Raw genomic sequence first — 18572 nt, 5'->3', positions numbered from 1 at the left:
CGGTTACACCGCCTCGCGCAGGTCGAGCCCGATGTCCAGGATGGGCGAGGAGTGCGTCAGCGCACCCACGGCCAGGAAGTCCACGCCCGTCTCGGCGTACGCCCGCGCGTTCTCCAGGGTCAGCCGGCCGGAGGACTCCAGGATCGCCCGGCCCTTGTTGTGCCCCTTGTTCAGGATGACCGCCTCCTCGGTCTCCAACGGCGTGAAGTTGTCGAGGAGGATCAGGTCGGCCCCGGCGTCCATGACCTCGCGCGCCTGGTGCAGGGTGTCCACCTCGACCTCGATGGGCACCTCCGGGAACGCCTCGCGCACGGCCTTGAACGCCTCCGCGACCCCGCCGGCGGCGACCACGTGGTTGTCCTTGACCAGCGCCGCGTCCGACAGGGACATGCGGTGGTTCACGCCGCCGCCGCAGCGCACCGCGTACTTCTCCAGCGAGCGCAGGCCCGGCGTGGTCTTGCGGGTGTCGCGGACCTTCGCCCCGGTGCCCTCCAGGAGGTCCGCCCAGCGGCGGGTGGCCGTGGCGATGCCCGACAGCCGGCACAGGATGTTCAGCGCGCTGCGCTCGGCGGTCAGCAGGTCCCGGGTGAGGGCCCGCACCGACAGCAGCACGTCGCCCTTCTTCACGGTGTCGCCGTCCTCGGCGTGCCGCTCGACCTCGAACGCCTCGGTGCACGCGACGGAGAACACGGCCTCGACGACGCGCAGCCCGGCCACGACGCCGTCCTCGCGGGCGACGAAGTCGGCCACGGCCTCGGCGTCCTCGGGCACGGTCGCGACGGTGGTGACGTCCACGCCGCCGTCGAGGTCCTCGGCCAGCGCCATGTGGGCGATGTCCTCGACCTCGACGGGGTCGAGGCCCGCCTCGGCCAGCAGCCCGGCGAGCGCCGGGTCCAGGCCGCTCTCCTCGCCGTCGCCGCAGCCGCAGTCGTCGCCGCAGCCGCCTTCGTTCTGCTCGATCAGGGGGAGTTCGGGGGTGCTCACGATGCCTGCTCCTGGCTCGGGGGGTGCTGTACGGACGGGAGGTCCGCGGAGTCGGTGGGGGTGACGACCAGGGCCCGCTTCTCGGTGCGGGACAGCCGGACGACGAGGTGGCGGCGCCAGGCGGCGTCGTCGCGCTCGGGGAAGTCCTCGCGCCAGTGGCAGCCGCGGGTCTCCTCGCGCCGCAGGGCGGCGGCGACCAACACCCGGGCCACGCACAGCAGGTTCGTGGCCTCCCACGTCTCCGTGCCCGGCACGGCCGTCTTGCCGTTGGTCTCCAGGGCGGTGAGCGCGGTGGCGTACAGGTCCTCCAGGGCGGCGGCCGCCGCCCGCAGGGACTCCGCGGAGCGGAGCACGCCCGCGCCCTCCGTCATGATGCGCTGGACCTCGTACCGGGCCTCGGCGGGCTGCAGCGGGCCGGTCGAGGGGACCGGTATGCCCGGACCGCTGCCCGCCGGGGCGCTCGCGACGATGTCCTCGGCGATCCGCTCGGCGAAGACCAGCCCCTCCAGCAGGGAGTTGGAGGCCAGCCGGTTCGCGCCGTGCACGCCGGTGCAGGCGACCTCGCCGCACGCGTACAGGCCGGGCACGGTGGTGCGGCCGTGCAGGTCGGTGCGTACGCCGCCGGAGGCGTAGTGCGCGGCGGGCGCGACCGGGATCGGCTGTGTCACCGGGTCGATGCCGTGGGCCCGGCAGGCGGCCAGGATGGTCGGGAAGCGCTGCTCCCACATCGCGGCGCCGAAGTGCCGGGCGTCCAGGTACATGTGCTGCGCGCCCTGCTCCTGCATGCGGCGCGTGATGCCCTTGGCGACGATGTCGCGCGGGGCGAGCTCGGCCAGCTCGTGCGCGCCGACCATGAAGCGGACGCCGTCCGCGTCGACCAGGTGGGCGCCCTCGCCGCGGACCGCCTCCGACACCAGCGGCTGCTGGCCCTCGGCGTCCGGGCCGAGGAACAGGACGGTGGGGTGGAACTGGACGAACTCCAGGTCGGAGACCTCGGCCCCGGCGCGCAGCGCGAGCGCCACGCCGTCGCCGGTGGACACCGACGGGTTGGTCGTCGCGGAGAACACCTGGCCCATGCCGCCGGTCGCGAGGATCACGGCGGGCGCGTGGACGGCGCCGACCCCGTCGTGCTGGCCCTCGCCCATGACGTGCAGGGTGACACCGGCCGTGCGGCCCTCGGCGTCCTGGAGCAGGTCCAGGACCAGCGCGTTCTCGACGGTCTCGATGCCCGCCGCGTGCACGGCCTCGACCAGGGCACGGGAGATCTCCGCGCCGGTGGCGTCGCCGCCCGCGTGCGCGATCCGGCGCCGGTGGTGGCCGCCCTCGCGGGTCAGCTCGATCTCGCCGGTCTCGGCGGAGGTGTCGAAGACGGCACCGGCGGCGATCAGCCGGCGCACCGCGTCGGGCCCCTCGGTGACCAGGAGCCGGACGGCCTGCTCGTCGCACAGGCCCGCGCCCGCGACCAGGGTGTCGTCCAGGTGCTGCTCGGGGGTGTCGCCCTCGCCGAGCGCGGCGGCGATCCCGCCCTGCGCCCAGCGGGTGGAGCCGTCGTCGAGCCGGGCCTTGGTGACCACGACGGTGCGGCGGCCCGCGGCGGCGCAGCGCAGCGCGGCCGTCAGACCCGCCACGCCCGAGCCGACGACCACGACGTCGGCCTCGACGGCCCAGCCGGGGGCAGGCGCGTGCAGCCGTATGCCGGTACCGGCGGCGGGACCTGTGCCTGGGGTGCTCACGAGTGTGCTCCGAACTCCAATGGGATGTTGTCGATCAGCCGGGTCGTGCCGACCTTCGCGGCGACGGCCAGCACGGCCCGCCCGGTGAAGTCGGGGCCGACGTCGGTGAAGTCCTGCGGGTCCACCAGGGCCAGGTAGTCCAGGACCAGCGGCGGCTCGTGCCGCACGGCCTCGTCCAGGACGTGCCGGGCCGCGGCCCGTACGGCGTCCGGCAGGCCGGTGCCCGCCGCGGCGGCCGCGGACGACACGGCGTGCGCGTCGGCCGATGCCCGGATCTCGCCCAGCCGGGCCAGGGCAGTGGCGCGTTCGTCGCTGGCGGGGGCCGCCTCGGCGCGGGCCCGCAGCGCGGCCTGCGCGGCGAGCCGGTCGCGGCCCGCGAACAGGGCGCGGGACAGGGCCAGGGCGGTGCGCCGCTCGGGGCCGGACAGGTAGCGGTTGCGGGAGGACAGCGCGAGCCCGTCCTCCTCGCGGACGGTCGGTACGCCGACCACCTCGACGGGGAAGTTCAGGTCGGTGACCATCCGCCGGATCAGGGCCAGCTGCTGGGCGTCCTTCTGGCCGAACAGGGCCAGGTCGGGGCGGGTGAGGTGGAGCAGCTTGGCGACGACGGTCAGCATGCCGTCGAAGTGCCCGGGCCGGGTCGCCCCCTCCAGGCGGGTGCCCATCGGGCCGGCGGTGATCCGCACCTGCGGGTCCCCGCCGGGGTAGACCTCGTCGACGGCCGGGGCGAACACGGCGTCGGCACCCGCCCCGCGGGCCAGCTCCAGGTCGGCGTCGAGGGTCCGCGGGTAGCGGTCGAGGTCCTCGTTCGCCCCGAACTGCAGCGGGTTGACGAAGACCGTGACGACGACCTGGCCCCCGGGCCCGGCCAGCTCCCGTGCCGACCGGATCAGGGTGGCGTGCCCCTCGTGGAGGGCGCCCATCGTCATGACGACCGCGCGCGGCCCGGAGCCGGTGCGCGGGAGCTCCGCGAGCTTCTGCGCGGTGTCGATCAGCAGCAGGTCGTGGCTCACCGGCCGTCGCCCCCTTCGGGTCCCTCGGTGCCGTTCGGGTCGTGCCCGCCGCGGCCGCCGTCGGCGCCGGCGACGGCGCCGTCCGCGAGGACCCCCAGCAGGTCCTCGGCCAGCTCGGGCTTGAGCAGACCGTGCGCCAGGGCCCGGTCCGCGGTCGTCCGGGCCATCGCCAGGTACCCGCCGAGCGTCCCCGGAGCGTGCCGGCGCAGCTCCGCCACGTGCGCGGCGACGGTGCCCGCGTCGCCGCGGGCCACCGGCCCGGTCAGCGCGGCGTCCCCCGAGCGCAGGGCGTTGTCCAGGGCCGCGCCCAGCAGCGGGCCGAGCATCCGGTCGGGGTGCTCCACGCCGGACTTGGCCAGCAGCTCCATGGCCTGGGCGACCAGCGTGACCAGGTGGTTCGCGCCGAGGGCGAGGGCGGCGTGGTAGAGCGGGCGGTTCGCCTCGGCGATCCACTCGGGCTCCCCGCCCATCTCGATGACCAGGGCCTCGGCCGCGAGCCGCAGCTCGTCGGGGGCGGTGACGCCGAAGGAGCAGCCGGCGAGCCGCTGCACGTCGACCTCGGTGCCGGTGAACGTCATCGCGGGGTGCAGGGCCAGCGGCAGCGCGCCCGCCCGGCGGGCCGGGTCCAGGACGGCGGCCCCGTACCGCCCCGAGGTGTGCACGAGCAGCTGCCCGGGCCGTACCGCGCCGGTGTCGGCGAGGCCCTGCACGAGCCCCGGCAGGGCGTCGTCGGGCACGGTCAGCAGCACCAGGTCGGCCAGCTCCAGCACCTGCGCGGGCGGGACGAGCGGTACGTGGGGCAGCATCCGCTCGGCGCGGCGGCGGGAGGCGTCCGAGACGCCGGAGACGGCGACCGGGCGGTGGCCCGCCTGCTGGAGGGCGCGGGCCAGGGCCGGGCCGACCCGGCCGGCCCCGACGACGCCGACGGTCAACCGGGCAGGTCGGGCGGACGGATCCCGGGGTTCCGTCTGATGGGGTGCGTTCACGCGGGGTGGGCCTTCCGTTCCAGTCCGCGGGGGTACCGGACGATACGCCGCCATGCTAGCCCCTGGGCGCCGGGGGCGATCGGCGATGATCTGGGCCATGACCGATGACATGGACCGGATGAACCGGCTGGTCGCGGCGGGCCGCGAGGCCCACCGCAAGCTCTCGGACGGCGCCCGCGAGACGACGGTCGGCGAACTGCTCGCGGAGCTCGCCGCGCCCGACCCCGACGAGCCCGCCGACGTGTACGGCGACGGCGTCGTGGCACGGCTGGAGCAGCGGGTCGCCGAGCTCCTCGGCATGGAGGAGGCCGCCTTCTTCCCGTCGGGCACCATGGCCCAGCAGATCGCCCTGCGCTGCTGGGCGGGCCGCACCGGCAACCCGGTGGTCGCCCTGCACCCGATGAGCCACCCCGAGCTGTGGGAGGGCGGCGCTCTGTCCCTGGTCTCGGGGCTGCGCACGGTCCACCCCACGCGGGAGCTCCGCCAGCCCACCGCCGAGGAGGTCGCCGACCTCGCCGAGCCCTTCGGCACGCTGGTGCTGGAGCTCCCGCTGCGCGACGCCGGCTTCCTGCTGCCGACCTGGGAGGAGCTGGAGGACCTCGTCGGCGCGGCCCGGGAGCGGGAGGCCGTCGTCCACTTCGACGGGGCCCGGCTGTGGGAGGCCACCACCCACCTCGGCCGGAGCCTGCCGGAGATCGCGGCCCTGGCCGACTCGGTGTACGTGTCCTTCTACAAGTCGCTGGGCGGGCTGAGCGGGGCGGCGCTCGCGGGCCCGGCCGCGCTGGTCGCCGAGGCGAAGACGTGGCGCCACCGGTACGGCGGCCAGGTCTTCCGCCAGTTCCCGCAGGCCCTGTCGGCGCTGGCCGGGCTGGAGCGGGAGCTGCCGCGGCTGCCCGCGTACGTCGCCCACGCGCGCGTGGTGGCCCAGGGGCTGCGGGACGGCTTCCGCACGGCCGGGACCCCCTGGTTCCGGATCCACCCGGAGGTGCCGCACACCCACCAGTTCCAGGTCTGGCTGCCGTACCCGGCGGACCGGCTCACGGACGCCGGGATCCGGCTGGCGGAGGAGACCGGCACCGTGCTGTTCCGCAGCTGGCAGCCGGCGCCCGTGCCGGGCCTGGCGGTCACCGAGGTGACCGTCGGCGGGCCCGGCCTGGCCTGGACCGGCCCGGACACCGCCGACGCCGTCGCCGCCTTCCTGGCCCGCCTGTGACCCCCGCCCGGGCCTGGGGCCGCGCGACGCACCGAATTCGGCCGAAGTGGCCGACCAGGCGCGCCTGCGGGGTTACCGTCCCATCACGGGAGCACCAGCCCGTCCATTCGGAGGAGAGACACCATGACCGCTGACCCCGCGTGGCAGAAGTCCTCGTACTGCGGAGAGGGGGAGGCCTGCGTCTACGTGCTGGCCACCCCCGGACACCTGGTCCGTGTGGCCGACCGCGCCGACCCGGCGCACCTCGTCCTGGCCACCACGCAGGCCGCCTGGGCCGACTTCCTGGACGCCGTGAAGAAGACCGGCTGACCGCCGCCGGTCCACGCCCGCAGCCGCCGCGCCGGAATCACGGCGATCAGGGGATTTTGTCCGATTAGCGCGTATCTTCGGCTCATGCCCACGCCCTACGGATCCCGCGGCGGCATGGCGTTCAGCGCCGCCGAGCTGCGCGTGCTCAGGCGCACCCTCGCCCATGCCCTCCAGTCCTCCACGGCCCCCCTGACGGCACCCGAGGTGCAGGACTGCCTGCGCCTCGCCCAGTCGGTGGACGAAGCGGTCCAGGAGGCGGGCCGGCTCAGAGCGTTCCTCCTCGCCGACCTCGTGCGCTACCGCGGCGCCCTGCCCGGCAGCCTCTCCGGCTACCTGGAGCTGCTCCAGGACGCCCTGGCCGCCGGCTACGAGCCCGCACCGGACGACCTCGCCGCCCTGCGCGCCCTGCGCGCCAACCCGGTCGCGGCGGCACTGCTGGAGCGCGCCCAGGCCGTCGCGGAGCGCTCGCTGCGGCGGCGGCTGCCGGCCGCCCCGCCGCCCCGGACCCGGCTGCTGGCCCTGGCCGGCGGACGGGACGCCGCGGAGCCGGGCGGATCCCGCGGCGCCGGCCGGGACGCCGGATGCCGCGAGGGCGACGGCCGGGACTCCGGGGGCGGCACCAAGGAGCCGCCCCGCCCCCAGCCGGCCCCGCAGGACCCGCCCCGCCCCGAGAGGCCCGAGCGGCCCGTGCCGACCCCCGGCGAGGTGTTCCCGCCGCGCCGCAAGCCCACTCCGCCCCCGGCGGCCGGGCGTGCGGCCGGGTAGCTACGCTGGGGCCATGGACTACGTTTCCGCGCTCGTTCCCCCTGTCGTGATGGCCGCGTTCTTCATCGCCCTCGTCGTGACGATCGTGAAGAGCCAGGGCGGTGCCAACAAGGCCAAGGAGGACGCTGCCGTCGACGCCGCGCTCTCCCGCGCCGAAGCCGCGCAGCAGGCCCAGCCCCGCCCGTAGCGGGCGGGCGTTCCGGGCGTACGGCCTCCGGGCCCTACGCCCGGTTTTGTTGCCCGGTGTCGCGTGAATAGCCGGGCAATTCCCCACATTCCGCACTATCGTGCTGTTGTGCCTCGCCCCCTGGGAGAACTCGAAGACGCGGTCATGACGCGGGTGTGGCAGTGGAACCGCCCGGTCACCGTACGTGAAGTGCTGGAAGACCTCCAGCAAGAACGGTCCATCGCGTACACCACGGTGATGACCGTTATGGACAATCTCCATCAGAAGGGCTGGGTCCGCCGGGAAGCCGAAGGCCGCGCCTATCGATATACGGCGGTCTCCACCCGCGCCGCCTACTCGGCCGCACTCATGAACGAAGCCTGGTCCACGAGCGACAGCCCGGCGGCCGCCCTGGTGGCCTTCTTCGGCATGATGTCCCCGGAACAGCGCGAGGCGCTCCGCGACGCCATCCGCATCGTCCAGCACGACGAGGAATCGGCCGCCGACCAGGCCCCAGCCCCCGCACCGTGGCCGGCCCCCGAGGCCCCGGAGGCCCCCGCCGGGCCCGCGCCGCAGAGCCCCGGCCCCACCCCCGAACCCCCCGCCGGCCCCGCCCCCGAAGCCGCCCCCCAAACCGCCTCCGGGGCGGCCCCCGAGCCCCCCGGGGCGGCCCCCGGGCCCGAAGGGGACTCCGCCGCAGACCGCCCCGGCCCGGGGCGATAGCGTCCGGTCATGTCCGAGATTTCCCCTGCCCCAGCAAATACGGTGACCATCCGCCGTGCCCGTACCGGCGATGTCCGCGCGCTGCGCCGCCTGCTCGACCAGTACGTGCAGGAGCGGATCCTCCTCGACAAAGCCCCGGTCACCCTTTACGAGGACATCCAGGAGTTCTGGGTCGCGGAACGCGTCTCGGACGGCCGGGTGGTGGGTTGCGGCGCACTCCACGTGATGTGGGAAGACCTCGCCGAAGTGCGCACTCTCGCCGTCGACCGCGAGTTGAAGGGGGCGGGAGTCGGCCATCGACTGCTCGCGCAGTTGTTGGAGACCGCCCGTGCGGTGGGGGTCCGCCGGGTTTTCTGCCTCACCTTCGAAGTGGACTTCTTCGCGGGGCACGGCTTCGTCGAGATCGGCGAGACACCGGTCGAGACCGATGTGTACATGGAGCTCCTTCGTTCCTATGACGAGGGGGTCGCCGAGTTCCTCGGTCTCGAACGAGTGAAGCCCAACACCTTGGGCAACAGCCGGATGCTTCTGCACCTCTGAACGATCACGGCGGCTTTTCCCGGGCTCCGCGCACCTGTGGCCTATGTCCGAATCGCGCACGTTTCCCTCCTCGCTGCGGTCCTGAACCTCTCCCGGGGGGTTTGTGTTTTCCAGGCAAAAGCGGTTTCCTTTCCGCGTACTGCTTTTCGATGAAAGGAAATCCGGTGGCACAGAAGGTTCAGGTCCTTCTTGTCGACGACCTCGACGGTGGCGAGGCGGACGAGACCGTGACGTTCGCTCTGGATGGCAAGACCTACGAGATCGACCTCACCACCGCCAACGCGGAAAAGCTCCGTGGTCTGCTCGAGCCGTACACCAAGGGCGGTCGCCGCACCGGCGGCCGTGCCGCCGCGGGCCGCACCAAGGGCCGGGCCGCAGCGAGCTCCGGCAACCCGGACACCGCCGAGATCCGTGCCTGGGCCAAGGCCCAGGGGCTGAACGTCAACGACCGCGGTCGGGTCCCGGCGGACATCCGCGAGGCCTACGAGAACGCCAAGGGCTGATCCCGTACCGGCGTACGCCGCCGCAGCCGTGCCCGGTGGCATTCCGTCGCCGCCGCGGCGACCAGGCGTACGAGATCCGGCCGGGCAGCACCTTGCCGGAGGCCGAAGCCGCCCTGCCCAGGACCGGGCAGGGCCGGCAGCAGTGCCTCACACCCCCGCTCGGGGGGTCGCAGCCACACGGCGGCCCCCCGGGGACTTCCCCCCGCGGCCCGTCCCGGGGGAACCGGAGCCGTGATCCGGCCACCGGCGCCCAGGGCCGTGAGGTCGAGGGCGACCCCGCCCCACTCCAGCCAGTCCAGCAGCCCCGGCAGCTCCTCCGCGGCGCCCGCCGCGACGAGGAACCGCATCCTGCGCCCCATGAGGGCGACCGGCCCGGTGGCCACGGGGCGGCGCAGCAGCTCCGCCCCCGCATCGGACGGCAGCTCCAGCACGTCGAACCGGGTCCCGGTGACCAGCTGGGCGGGCGGCCCGCCCGCGACGGTCCAGCCGAGCACCTCCTCGTACCAGGACGCGCAGTCGTCGTCCGGAGCCGTGCGGGGCGGTGGAACGGTGAAGGCCATGACGGGGCAACTCCGAACCGCTTCCGCGAGTTACGCTGTGCGCTCCGATCAATGCGGAACGTAAAGCTCCAGGGGGTGGAGTCCCACATTCGGGACCCAATCGTGTTCGCCCGTAGCGGAGTGACCCGGTGCCGAGGGCATGGACTGTCACTGCTTACGGGTAAGACATTCCTAGTGGATCGGGGCGACACGCTGATTTGAGCGGGTCCCGTTCGCCATCGGCGTACACGTGTGACGGGTATCTGCCTGGCCTGCGGGAACATCGTCTCGCACCATCGGGTTGGAGCAGTTGTCGGCTGTTGAAGCCGGTTTTCCCCACTGACGTGGGGGTGATCGCGGACGGATGTCGGCAGTTGGAATGAGCTGTCCCGCCCCGCGGGACTAGCATGCGGAAGGACAGGGCGGGGACCGACCCCGAACTGCCCGACCGCTCTGAGGAGCGATAAACGATGTTCGAGAGGTTCACCGACCGCGCGCGGCGGGTTGTCGTCCTGGCTCAGGAAGAAGCCCGGATGCTCAACCACAACTACATCGGCACCGAGCACATCCTCCTGGGTCTGATCCACGAGGGTGAGGGTGTCGCCGCTAAGGCCCTGGAGAGCCTCGGGATTTCGCTCGAGGCTGTTCGCCAGCAGGTTGAGGAGATCATCGGTCAGGGCCAGCAGGCCCCGTCCGGCCACATCCCCTTCACCCCGCGGGCGAAGAAGGTCCTGGAGCTCTCGCTCCGAGAGGCCCTCCAGCTCGGCCACAACTACATCGGCACCGAGCACATCCTGCTGGGCCTGATCCGCGAGGGCGAGGGCGTCGCCGCCCAGGTCCTGGTCAAGCTGGGCGCCGATCTCAACAGGGTCCGGCAGCAGGTCATCCAGCTGCTCTCCGGCTACTCCGGTGGGGGCAAGGAGTCGGCCACGGCAGGCGGCCCGGCCGAGGGCACCCCCTCGACCTCGCTCGTCCTGGACCAGTTCGGCCGCAACCTCACCCAGGCGGCCCGCGAATCCAAGCTCGACCCGGTCATCGGGCGCGAGAAGGAGATCGAGCGGGTCATGCAGGTGCTGTCCCGCCGTACCAAGAACAACCCGGTGCTCATCGGCGAGCCCGGCGTCGGCAAGACCGCCGTCGTCGAGGGCCTGGCCCAGGCCATCGTCAAGGGCGAGGTGCCCGAGACCCTCAAGGACAAGCACCTCTACACCCTCGACCTGGGCGCGCTCGTCGCCGGTTCCCGCTACCGCGGTGACTTCGAGGAGCGCCTGAAGAAGGTCCTGAAGGAGATCCGCACCCGCGGCGACATCATCCTGTTCATCGACGAGCTCCACACGCTGGTCGGTGCGGGTGCCGCGGAGGGCGCCATCGACGCGGCCTCGATCCTGAAGCCGATGCTGGCCCGCGGTGAGCTGCAGACCATCGGTGCCACCACGCTCGACGAGTACCGCAAGCACCTGGAGAAGGACGCGGCCCTGGAGCGCCGCTTCCAGCCCATCCAGGTCGCCGAGCCCTCGCTGCCGCACACGATCGAGATCCTCAAGGGTCTGCGCGACCGCTACGAGGCCCACCACCGCGTCTCCATCACGGACGAGGCCCTCGTACAGGCGGCCACCCTGGCCGACCGGTACATCTCGGACCGCTTCCTGCCGGACAAGGCGATCGACCTGATCGACGAGGCCGGCTCCCGGATGCGCATCCGCCGGATGACCGCGCCGCCGGACCTCCGCGAGTTCGACGAGAAGATCGCGGCCGTGCGCCGGGACAAGGAGTCGGCGATCGACTCCCAGGACTTCGAGAAGGCGGCCTCCCTCCGCGACAAGGAGAAGCAGCTCCTCTCCGCGAAGGCCAAGCGCGAGAAGGAATGGAAGGCCGGCGACATGGACGTCGTCGCCGAGGTCGACGGCGAGCTCATCGCCGAGGTCCTCGCGACCGCGACCGGCATTCCCGTCTTCAAGCTCACCGAGGAGGAGTCCTCGCGTCTGCTGCGCATGGAGGACGAGCTCCACAAGCGCGTCATCGGCCAGAAGGACGCCATCAAGGCGCTCTCCCAGGCGATCCGCCGTACCCGTGCGGGTCTGAAGGACCCGAAGCGCCCGGGTGGCTCGTTCATCTTCGCCGGCCCTTCCGGTGTCGGTAAGACCGAGCTCTCCAAGACGCTCGCCGAATTCCTCTTCGGTGACGAGGACGCGCTGATCTCCCTCGACATGTCGGAGTTCAGCGAGAAGCACACGGTTTCCCGCCTCTTCGGTTCGCCCCCCGGCTACGTGGGCTACGAAGAGGGCGGCCAGCTCACCGAGAAGGTGCGCCGCAAGCCGTTCTCCGTCGTCCTCTTCGACGAGGTCGAGAAGGCCCACCCGGATATCTTCAATTCCCTTCTCCAGATCCTGGAGGACGGTCGACTGACCGACTCCCAGGGCCGGGTCGTGGACTTCAAGAACACGGTCATCATCATGACGACCAACCTGGGTACCCGGGACATCTCGAAGGGCTTCAACCTGGGCTTTGCCGCCCAGGGCGACGTCAAGACCGGCTACGAGCGCATGAAGGCCAAGGTCAACGAGGAGCTGAAGCAGCACTTCCGCCCCGAGTTCCTGAACCGTGTCGACGACACGGTGGTCTTCCACCAGCTGTCGCAGGAAGACATCATCCAGATCGTCGACCTGATGATCGCCAAGGTGGACGAGCGCCTGAAGGACCGCGACATGGGGATCGAGCTCAGCGGCGAGGCCAAGCTCCTGCTGGCCAAGCGCGGCTACGACCCGATCCTGGGTGCGCGTCCGCTGCGCCGCACGATCCAGCGCGAGATCGAGGACATCCTGTCGGAGAAGATCCTCTTCGGCGAGCTGCGCCCCGGTCACATCGTGGTCGTCGGCACGGAGGGTGAGGGCGAGACCGCCAAGTTCACCTTCCGCGGCGAGGAGAAGTCGGCCCTGCCGGACCTCCCGCCGATCGAGGCCACCGGCTCGGGCCCGGACCTGAGCAAGGGCTGACGGCCCCGCCCGCGGCGCGGGCAGGCCGTCACAGGCCGAAGGGGCGGCCCCGGAACCACTCGGTTCCGGGGCCGCCCCTTTTGCCGCGCCGCGCGGGAGGACGGCTCTTCGCGGCCCGGGGCGGGCGGCGGTGGCGGGGCACCCGTCGTGCGAGTCCGTCGGGCGAGTCCTTCGGAGGTCCGCGGGTTGCAGGGCCTTGTCCCGGAAGGGCCCGCAGAGGGCCTGCGCCGGTGACAAGCCGCACAGGACAAAACGGACTTCCTACCATCTTTCGTAGATCCAATGTCCGATTCGTCCCCCATGTCGGCCTGTATTCCTGCAGGCGGAGAGGGGTCAAGCGGCTGCGCCACACCCCCCTCCCCTACGAGCGGCGGTAGTAATCGGGACGTTTGGGGATGGGGCGGTGCACGGGTTACCAAGGTTGGGCAAGCCCGGCACTTCGCTGCTCACGGTGCCGGGTCGCTTCTTGCCTGAGTGCCCCTGTTCCCGGCCCCGGAGGTCTTCTACATGTTCGCGAAGCGCATCAGCACCCGTCGTACCCGCCTCGCCATCGGCGCCACCGCTCTCGGTGCGACCCTGGCCCTCGGGGCCGGCGCCACTGCCGCCTTCGCCGCCCAGACCCCCGCCACCCTGCCCGCCGCGCAGACCGCCGTCTCGGCCGCCTCCGCGAAGGCCGGCGCCTGGCAGAAGCCGGTCGCCAGGTACACGCTCTCCGCGACGTTCGGCCTGGGCGGCAACATGTGGTCCCACAAGCACTCCGGCCAGGACTTCGCCGTTCCGGTCGGCACCCCGGTCAAGGCCGTCAGCGCCGGTGTCGTCGTCAAGGCCGGCCCCAACGGCGGCGGCGACGGCCCCGCCTACGGCAACGCCATCGTGGTCAAGCACGGCAACAACACCTACTCCCAGTACGCGCACCTGTCCAAGATCCAGGTCCGCGTCGGCCAGAAGGTCGCCAAGGGCGGCCAGATCGGCCTGTCCGGCAACACCGGCAACTCCAGCGGCCCGCACCTGCACTTCGAGATCCGGACCACCCCGAACTACGGCTCGGCCGTGAACCCGGTCGCCTTCCTCCGCGCCGCCGGCGTCACCCTCTGACGCACCCGGAGCAGCGCACCGGACCTCCCGGACGCACTCACGCCGGAACCGGCCCGCCCAGCGGGCCGGTTCCGGCGTGTTCCCGGCTGTTCCCGGTGTTTCCGGATGCGTGTCAGTACAGCAGCCACGCCCCGGTGGGCTTGGCCTTCGCGTCGACCCGGCCGGCCTTGAGGGTGTCGATCTGGGCCGGCGACAGCAGTTCGTCGTAGGTCTGGATGCTGTCCATGGCGCCGCTCCACGCGGCGGTCCACTTGTCCTCGTGGCGGGCGCGGGCCAGTTGCAGCGGGCCCTGGGCCTGGAAGACGCCGGCGACCGCGCTCTCCCCGGCCTTCTTGCCGTTGACGTACAGGGCGATCTGCTTGCGCTCGGCGTCGTAGGTCGCGGTCAGCTGGGCGAAGGTCTTCTCCATCTTGGAGCTCTCGCCGCTGACGGTGACGACGGTGGACTCGGCGCCCTGGTCGCCGGTCTGCACGCGGAAGACCCAGGCCGGCTTGCCGTTGACCTGGTCCACGCCCAGCTCGAACGAGAACGACTTCTCGTTGCCCTGGCTGACGGCCATCTGACGGCCCTTCGCCGAGCGGCTCCACACCCGGGCGGAGACCGTGAAGCTCTTCGACGTGTCCACGATCCGCTTCTCGGACTCGGCGTACGAGTTCTCGTTCCCCTTGGTGCGGATCTCGAAGCGCTTGTCGATGGGGAAGACCCCGGCGTCGGCGCCCATCTTCAGCGGCGCCTTGCCGGCGCGGTCGCGGATCTGGGTGGGGTCGTCCTTGACGGTCGGCGTGTTGTCGACCGGCGCCTTGCTCTTGGAGCCGCTGGGGGAGGGCGAGGCCGACGCGGAGGCGGAGGCCGAGGGGTCGCCGCCGGCGTTGGCGTTGCCCCCGTCGTCGTCCCCGCCCATCAGCAGGAACGTTCCACCGCCGGCGAGGAGTGCCAGGACGGTCACCCCGCCGCCGATCATCCACAGCTTCTTCCTGCGCCGCTCGGACGCCGTCCGGTCGGCCATCGCCTCCCAGTCGGGCTGCTCGGACTGCAGCGGCGGGAACGGCCCGGGCCCCGGGGCGTCCTGGGCGGGCGGCCCGGCCGGCGGCCACTGGGCGGGCGGGACGGCCGGGTTCTGCTGGAACGGGGCGGGGCCGCCGCCCGGCTGGTACGGGTTCGGTGCCCCCGGGCCCGCGGGGTGCGGAGCCCCCGGAGCGGCCGGCGCCCCGGGTGCCGCCGGGGCGCCCGGGGCCCCCGCCTGCGGGAAGCCGTAGCCGCCGGGCTGTCCGGGGGCTACGGGCTGTCCGGGCGCGGCCGGCTGGGCGGGCTGTCCGGGCGCCGGCGCTCCGGGTACGGCGGGCGGCGGCCCGAAGGCGCCGCCCGGGGCCTGCGGGCCGCCCGGGTAGCCGTAGCCGCCGGGTGCCGGCGGGACCGGCGGGAACCCGTAGCCGTTCCCCGGGGCGGGCTCGGGCTGCGGGGTGCTCGGGGGATTCGTACCGTCGGTCATGCCACGGATGCTAGAACACCGGACCGCACATACGAACGACCCGGTCCTCCTCGGCATGCCCCTGCCAGATCCGGCCCGGGCCCGCGGGTCACAGCACTAGCCGGGCAGTTGGACGATCGGGAAGCTGCCCGTGGTCGTCGGCGCGTGCTCCGGGAGCCACAGCACGGCCACCGCGCCCGCCGCGACCCCCTCGCGGTCCGCGCCGCCCGGCGCGGCCACGTTGCGGAACGTCAGCCGGGCGCCCAGCACCCGCGCCTGGCCCTCCGCGATGGTCAGGCCCAGCCCGTGGCCCACCCCGGCGCGGTCCGTGGACCCGGTCCGGAACCGGCTCGGGCCCTCCCGCAGCAGGGCTTCGGGGAAGCCGGGACCGTGGTCCCGGACCCGTACGACCCGGCCCTCGATGTCGACCTGCACCGGCGGCTGCCCGTAGCGGGAGGCGTTGGCCAGCAGGTTGCCCAGGATCCGCTCCAGCCGCCGCGGGTCGGTGCTGACGATCTCGTCCGCGACGACCCGGACCGTCGCCTCGGGCATCAGCGCCGCCACCCGGCGGTGCACGAACTCGCCGAGCGCCACGTCCTGGAGTTCGGCCCGTTCCGACGCGCCGTCCAGCCGGGCCACTTCCAGCACGTCCTCGACCAGCGCCCGCATCGCCTGCGCCCGGTCGCGCACCAGTTCCGTCGGCCGTCCCGGCGGCAGCAGCTCCGCCGCCGTCAGCAGGCCCGTCACCGGGGTCCGCAGTTCGTGCGCGATGTCCGCGGTGACCCGCCGCTCGGCCTCGAGCCGCTGCTGGAGCGCGTCGGCCATGGCGTCGACGGCCCGCGCGAGGTCGTCGGTCTCGTCGCGCACGACACCGCCGACCGCGTCCCGGACCCGTACGTCCGGGTCCCCGTGCGCCACCCGCTGCGCGGCGGCCGCGGCCTTGCGCAGTCGGCGGGAGATCTGCCCGCCGATGAGCACGCCGAGGGCGGCACCGGCGACCACGGCGGTCAGCGATCCGAAGACCAGGGCCTTGTCCAGGTCGCGGACCAGCTTGGCGCTCTCCTTGAACGTGGTGTGCAGGGACAGCACCTGGCCGTTGCCCAGCGGTACCGCCGCCCAGACCTCCGGCCCCTTGGGGGACTCCTGGATGTAGGTGCCGCGCCGCCCGGACCGGGCCTTCTCGCGCAGTTCGGCGGGCAGGTCGGGGTCGTTGAGCTTGGCGCCCATGGGCGGCTTGCGTCCGGCGTCGGCGTTGCGGGAGATGAACTGCACCCGGTCGAGCTGGACCTCGCGGGCGCTGTCCAGCATCGAGGTGCGGGCACCGCTGTGCACCACCAGGCTCAGCGCGACCACGACGAGCGCGGCGACGGCGGCGATGGCGGTGGCGATCTTCCAGCGGATCCCCGTACGGAAGGTGAAGCGTCTCATCCCTTGAGCTTGTATCCGAAGCCTCGGACCGTTTCGATCCGGTCCTGTCCGATCTTGGTGCGCAGCCGCTGCACGTGGACGTCCACGACGCGGGTGTCACCGCCCCAGTCGTAGTCCCACACCCTCTCCAGGAGCCGGTCGCGCGAGAGAACGGTGCCCGGCGCGGAGGAGAACTCCAGCAGCAGGCGCATCTCGGTCGGCGTCAGGGCGACCGGGGCGCCGGCCCTGCGCACCTCCATGCCCTCGGTGTCGACCTCCAGGTCGCCGAAGGCCAGGAGCCCGCGCTCGGCGGACCCGTCCTCGCCGCCCGCGCCGGCCCCGTTCGGGCCGCCGGCGTGGCCGAAGCGGCGCAGCACGGCGCGGATCCGGGCGACCAGGACGGCGCCGTCGAAGGGCTTGGTGACGTAGTCGTCGGCGCCCGCCTCCAGGCCCAGGACCACGTCGATGGAGTCGGCGCGCGCCGACAGCATGATCACCGGGACGGTGGACTCGTCGCGGATGCGGCGGCACAGGCTCACGCCGTCCATGCCGGGAACCATCACGTCGAGCAGGGCGATGTCGGGCCGGTCGGCCCGGAAGGACTCCAGACCGGACAGGCCGTCGGGCATGGCGGTGACCGTGAACCCGTCGCGCTCCAGCGCCAGGGTGGTGGCCTCGCGGATGACGTCGTCGTCCTCCACGAACAGGACATGGGTCTCGGCCATGCGCAAGCCTCGCCTCGGTTCCATCGCTGCGGGTGGTCAGTTCTTCTGGCTGGTCGCCGGTGCGGGCTGCCCGCCGCCGTCGATGTTGCTGTAGTCGGTGTGGACGCGGTCCTGCTCGGTGAACTTCTCGCCGTTCCACCGGTACGTGATCACGTCCTCGCCCGACGGGTAGGCGAGCGTGTCGCTCTTCGCGTAGACGGGCTTGGTGACCACCAGGTCGCCCCGGTCGATCTCCGCGTAGACGGGCGGCTGCTCGTCCGAGAACACATTCTCGTACGTCCCGCCCTCGGCCCGGTACACGTAGGAGCCCCGCCCCAGCGCATCCGCGCAGGACAGCACGTTGATCACGATGTCGCTGACGGACCCGCCGGTGACCTTCCCGTAGCTCACGTCGACCGGGTACTCCTTGCCCGTGCACGGCTTGAGGTCCCGCTTGACCTCGGCGCTGACCCGCGGGTCCGCCTTCAGCAGCGCGATCGGGTCGATCTTCCGCGCGGGCTTGCCGGAGGAGCCGTTCTGGCTCGGGGCGGGCTCGGAGGGGGAGGACGGCGCGCCGCTCTTGGCGACCGTCTCGGTGCGGGCCGGCCCGCCGTCGCGCAGCCCGGTCCCGGTCGTGGAGCAACCGGCCGCGAACAGCACAGTGCCGACGAGGACGATCGTCCCCGCCGACATCAATACCAGCGGACTTCTACCGCTCAGGCTTTGGCCATTCAGGCCGCGCACCGCTCACGCCCCTCGTACCGGATGGTGTGGTCCCCGCGGTGGTCACCGCGCTCCAGCGCGCGCATGTCGAGGTCCCGGCTCTCCAGTTCCTGCCGGAGCCGGGCCAGTGCGCGGTGCAGGGTGCTCTTCACGGTACCCGTAGACATGCCGAGTGCGGCAGCGGTCTCCTCGGTGCTCATCTGCTCCCAGTGTCGCAGGACGACGACGCTGCGCTGCTTGGGGGCGAGCACCTTGAGGATGTCCATCAGCAGGGCGCGGTCGGCGCGCTGCTCGGTGCCGTCCTCGACGGAGGCGTCGGGGAGCTGCTCGGTGGGGACCTCTTCGAGCTTGCGGGCGCGCCACCACTCCGTACGGGTGTTGATCATGACGCGGCGCAGGTAGGCGTCGGCGAGGGCCTTGTCGGCGATGCCGTCCCAGCGGCCGTAGGTGCGCACCAGGGCGGTCTGCAGGAGGTCCTGGGCGTCGGTGGGGTCCGGAACCAGGCGCCGGGCACTGCGCAGCAACGCGTCCTGCCGCGTGCGGACGTACTCCTCGAACCCGAGTACCTCGCCGTGCGCCATCTCTGACCGCCTCCGTTCCGTGCCACCGCTCATCCGCTGGCCAACGGAGACGACGGTACGGAGGCGTTGTCACGAGCCTGTGCGGGCCAGCCTGCGGTGGACGCACGGACACCCATAGGTTGTGTAA

The 18572-nt window shown here is 72.8% G+C and carries 19 protein-coding genes; 9 read left to right on the top strand and 10 right to left on the bottom strand.

Annotated elements, in window-relative coordinates:
- Positions 1–3 precede the first annotated feature (3 nt).
- Genes nadC through ACSHWO_RS15485 form a run of 4 tightly spaced genes read right to left on the bottom strand, consistent with a single transcriptional unit; the run spans position 4 to position 4716 of the window.
- Positions 4–984 carry a carboxylating nicotinate-nucleotide diphosphorylase gene (nadC, locus tag ACSHWO_RS15500; protein ID WP_361096638.1) on the bottom strand — a complete coding sequence of 327 codons (981 nt, stop codon included), beginning with the start codon at positions 982–984 and terminating at the stop codon, positions 4–6.
- Positions 981–2717, bottom strand: a complete 1737-nt coding sequence (locus ACSHWO_RS15495) for an L-aspartate oxidase (RefSeq protein WP_361096641.1) — start codon at positions 2715–2717, stop codon at positions 981–983. Before ACSHWO_RS15495 ends, nadC begins: the two co-directional genes overlap by 4 nt.
- Complete coding sequence (gene panC / locus ACSHWO_RS15490) at positions 2714–3730, bottom strand: pantoate--beta-alanine ligase (protein WP_385842689.1); 1017 nt, start codon at positions 3728–3730, stop codon at positions 2714–2716. The genes ACSHWO_RS15495 and panC overlap by 4 nt, the downstream gene beginning before the upstream one ends.
- A complete protein-coding gene (locus tag ACSHWO_RS15485) occupies positions 3727–4716 on the bottom strand; it encodes a Rossmann-like and DUF2520 domain-containing protein (protein WP_438312471.1) in 990 nt (329 codons plus the stop codon). The genes panC and ACSHWO_RS15485 overlap by 4 nt, the downstream gene beginning before the upstream one ends.
- A gap of 97 nt (positions 4717–4813) precedes the next feature.
- On the opposite strand from ACSHWO_RS15485, the gene ACSHWO_RS15480 reads away from it, so the two are divergent.
- The 7 genes from ACSHWO_RS15480 (at position 4814) to ACSHWO_RS15450 (ending at position 8935) form a co-directional block, all read left to right on the top strand.
- Positions 4814–5929 carry a threonine aldolase family protein gene (locus ACSHWO_RS15480; protein WP_438312469.1) on the top strand — a complete coding sequence of 372 codons (1116 nt, stop codon included), beginning with the start codon at positions 4814–4816 and terminating at the stop codon, positions 5927–5929.
- A 123-nt stretch (positions 5930–6052) separates the two neighbouring features.
- The gene (locus ACSHWO_RS15475) at positions 6053–6238 is read left to right on the top strand and encodes a DUF397 domain-containing protein (RefSeq protein ID WP_361096650.1); all 186 of its coding nucleotides are present in this window, start codon (positions 6053–6055) and stop codon (positions 6236–6238) included.
- Between the two features lie 114 nt (positions 6239–6352).
- Positions 6353–7003, top strand: a complete 651-nt coding sequence (locus tag ACSHWO_RS15470; RefSeq protein WP_438319111.1) for a hypothetical protein — start codon at positions 6353–6355, stop codon at positions 7001–7003.
- A gap of 13 nt (positions 7004–7016) precedes the next feature.
- Complete coding sequence (locus ACSHWO_RS15465) at positions 7017–7190, top strand: hypothetical protein (RefSeq protein WP_361096653.1); 174 nt, start codon at positions 7017–7019, stop codon at positions 7188–7190.
- Between the two features lie 108 nt (positions 7191–7298).
- Complete coding sequence (locus ACSHWO_RS15460; RefSeq protein ID WP_438312467.1) at positions 7299–7892, top strand: BlaI/MecI/CopY family transcriptional regulator; 594 nt, start codon at positions 7299–7301, stop codon at positions 7890–7892.
- A gap of 9 nt (positions 7893–7901) precedes the next feature.
- Positions 7902–8432, top strand: a complete 531-nt coding sequence (locus ACSHWO_RS15455) for an amino-acid N-acetyltransferase (RefSeq protein ID WP_361096659.1) — start codon at positions 7902–7904, stop codon at positions 8430–8432.
- 164 nt (positions 8433–8596) lie between these two features.
- Positions 8597–8935 (top strand): histone-like nucleoid-structuring protein Lsr2, encoded by a 339-nt coding sequence (locus ACSHWO_RS15450; RefSeq protein ID WP_361096662.1) that lies wholly within the window; start codon positions 8597–8599, stop codon positions 8933–8935.
- Here the strand turns inward: ACSHWO_RS15450 and ACSHWO_RS15445 are convergent.
- The gene (locus ACSHWO_RS15445; protein ID WP_438312464.1) at positions 8914–9495 is read right to left on the bottom strand and encodes an SCO3374 family protein; all 582 of its coding nucleotides are present in this window, start codon (positions 9493–9495) and stop codon (positions 8914–8916) included. The genes ACSHWO_RS15450 and ACSHWO_RS15445 overlap by 22 nt on opposite strands.
- A 449-nt stretch (positions 9496–9944) precedes the next feature.
- On the opposite strand from ACSHWO_RS15445, the gene ACSHWO_RS15440 reads away from it, so the two are divergent.
- On the top strand, positions 9945–12467 hold the full coding sequence (locus tag ACSHWO_RS15440; RefSeq protein ID WP_361096668.1) for an ATP-dependent Clp protease ATP-binding subunit: 2523 nt from the start codon (positions 9945–9947) through the stop codon (positions 12465–12467).
- A 507-nt stretch (positions 12468–12974) separates the two neighbouring features.
- The gene (locus tag ACSHWO_RS15435; protein ID WP_361096732.1) at positions 12975–13562 is read left to right on the top strand and encodes a M23 family metallopeptidase; all 588 of its coding nucleotides are present in this window, start codon (positions 12975–12977) and stop codon (positions 13560–13562) included.
- Between the two features lie 112 nt (positions 13563–13674).
- On the opposite strand, the gene ACSHWO_RS15430 is transcribed toward ACSHWO_RS15435, so the two are convergent.
- The 5 genes from ACSHWO_RS15430 to ACSHWO_RS15410 form a co-directional block, all read right to left on the bottom strand.
- Positions 13675–15051 carry a LamG-like jellyroll fold domain-containing protein gene (locus ACSHWO_RS15430; RefSeq protein WP_438312462.1) on the bottom strand — a complete coding sequence of 459 codons (1377 nt, stop codon included), beginning with the start codon at positions 15049–15051 and terminating at the stop codon, positions 13675–13677.
- Positions 15052–15147: 96 nt separating this feature from the next.
- Positions 15148–16458 (bottom strand): two-component system sensor histidine kinase CseC, encoded by a 1311-nt coding sequence (cseC, locus tag ACSHWO_RS15425; RefSeq protein ID WP_361096674.1) that lies wholly within the window; start codon positions 16456–16458, stop codon positions 15148–15150.
- Complete coding sequence (gene cseB, locus ACSHWO_RS15420; protein ID WP_361096677.1) at positions 16455–17162, bottom strand: two-component system response regulator CseB; 708 nt, start codon at positions 17160–17162, stop codon at positions 16455–16457. The genes cseC and cseB overlap by 4 nt, the downstream gene beginning before the upstream one ends.
- 36 nt (positions 17163–17198) lie before the next feature.
- Positions 17199–17834: a hypothetical protein gene (locus ACSHWO_RS15415; RefSeq protein ID WP_385842726.1), complete on the bottom strand. Its 636-nt coding sequence runs from the start codon at positions 17832–17834 to the stop codon at positions 17199–17201.
- Between the two features lie 38 nt (positions 17835–17872).
- Positions 17873–18445: a SigE family RNA polymerase sigma factor gene (locus tag ACSHWO_RS15410; RefSeq protein WP_361096683.1), complete on the bottom strand. Its 573-nt coding sequence runs from the start codon at positions 18443–18445 to the stop codon at positions 17873–17875.
- Positions 18446–18572: the final 127 nt, after the last annotated feature.

The organism is Streptomyces pallidus (ex Mingjun et al. 2026) (assembly GCF_051550185.1).
Lineage (GTDB): Bacteria > Actinomycetota > Actinomycetes > Streptomycetales > Streptomycetaceae > Streptomyces.
Note: the sequence above shows the minus strand (reverse complement) of the source record. Positions and strands in the feature narration are given on the sequence as shown.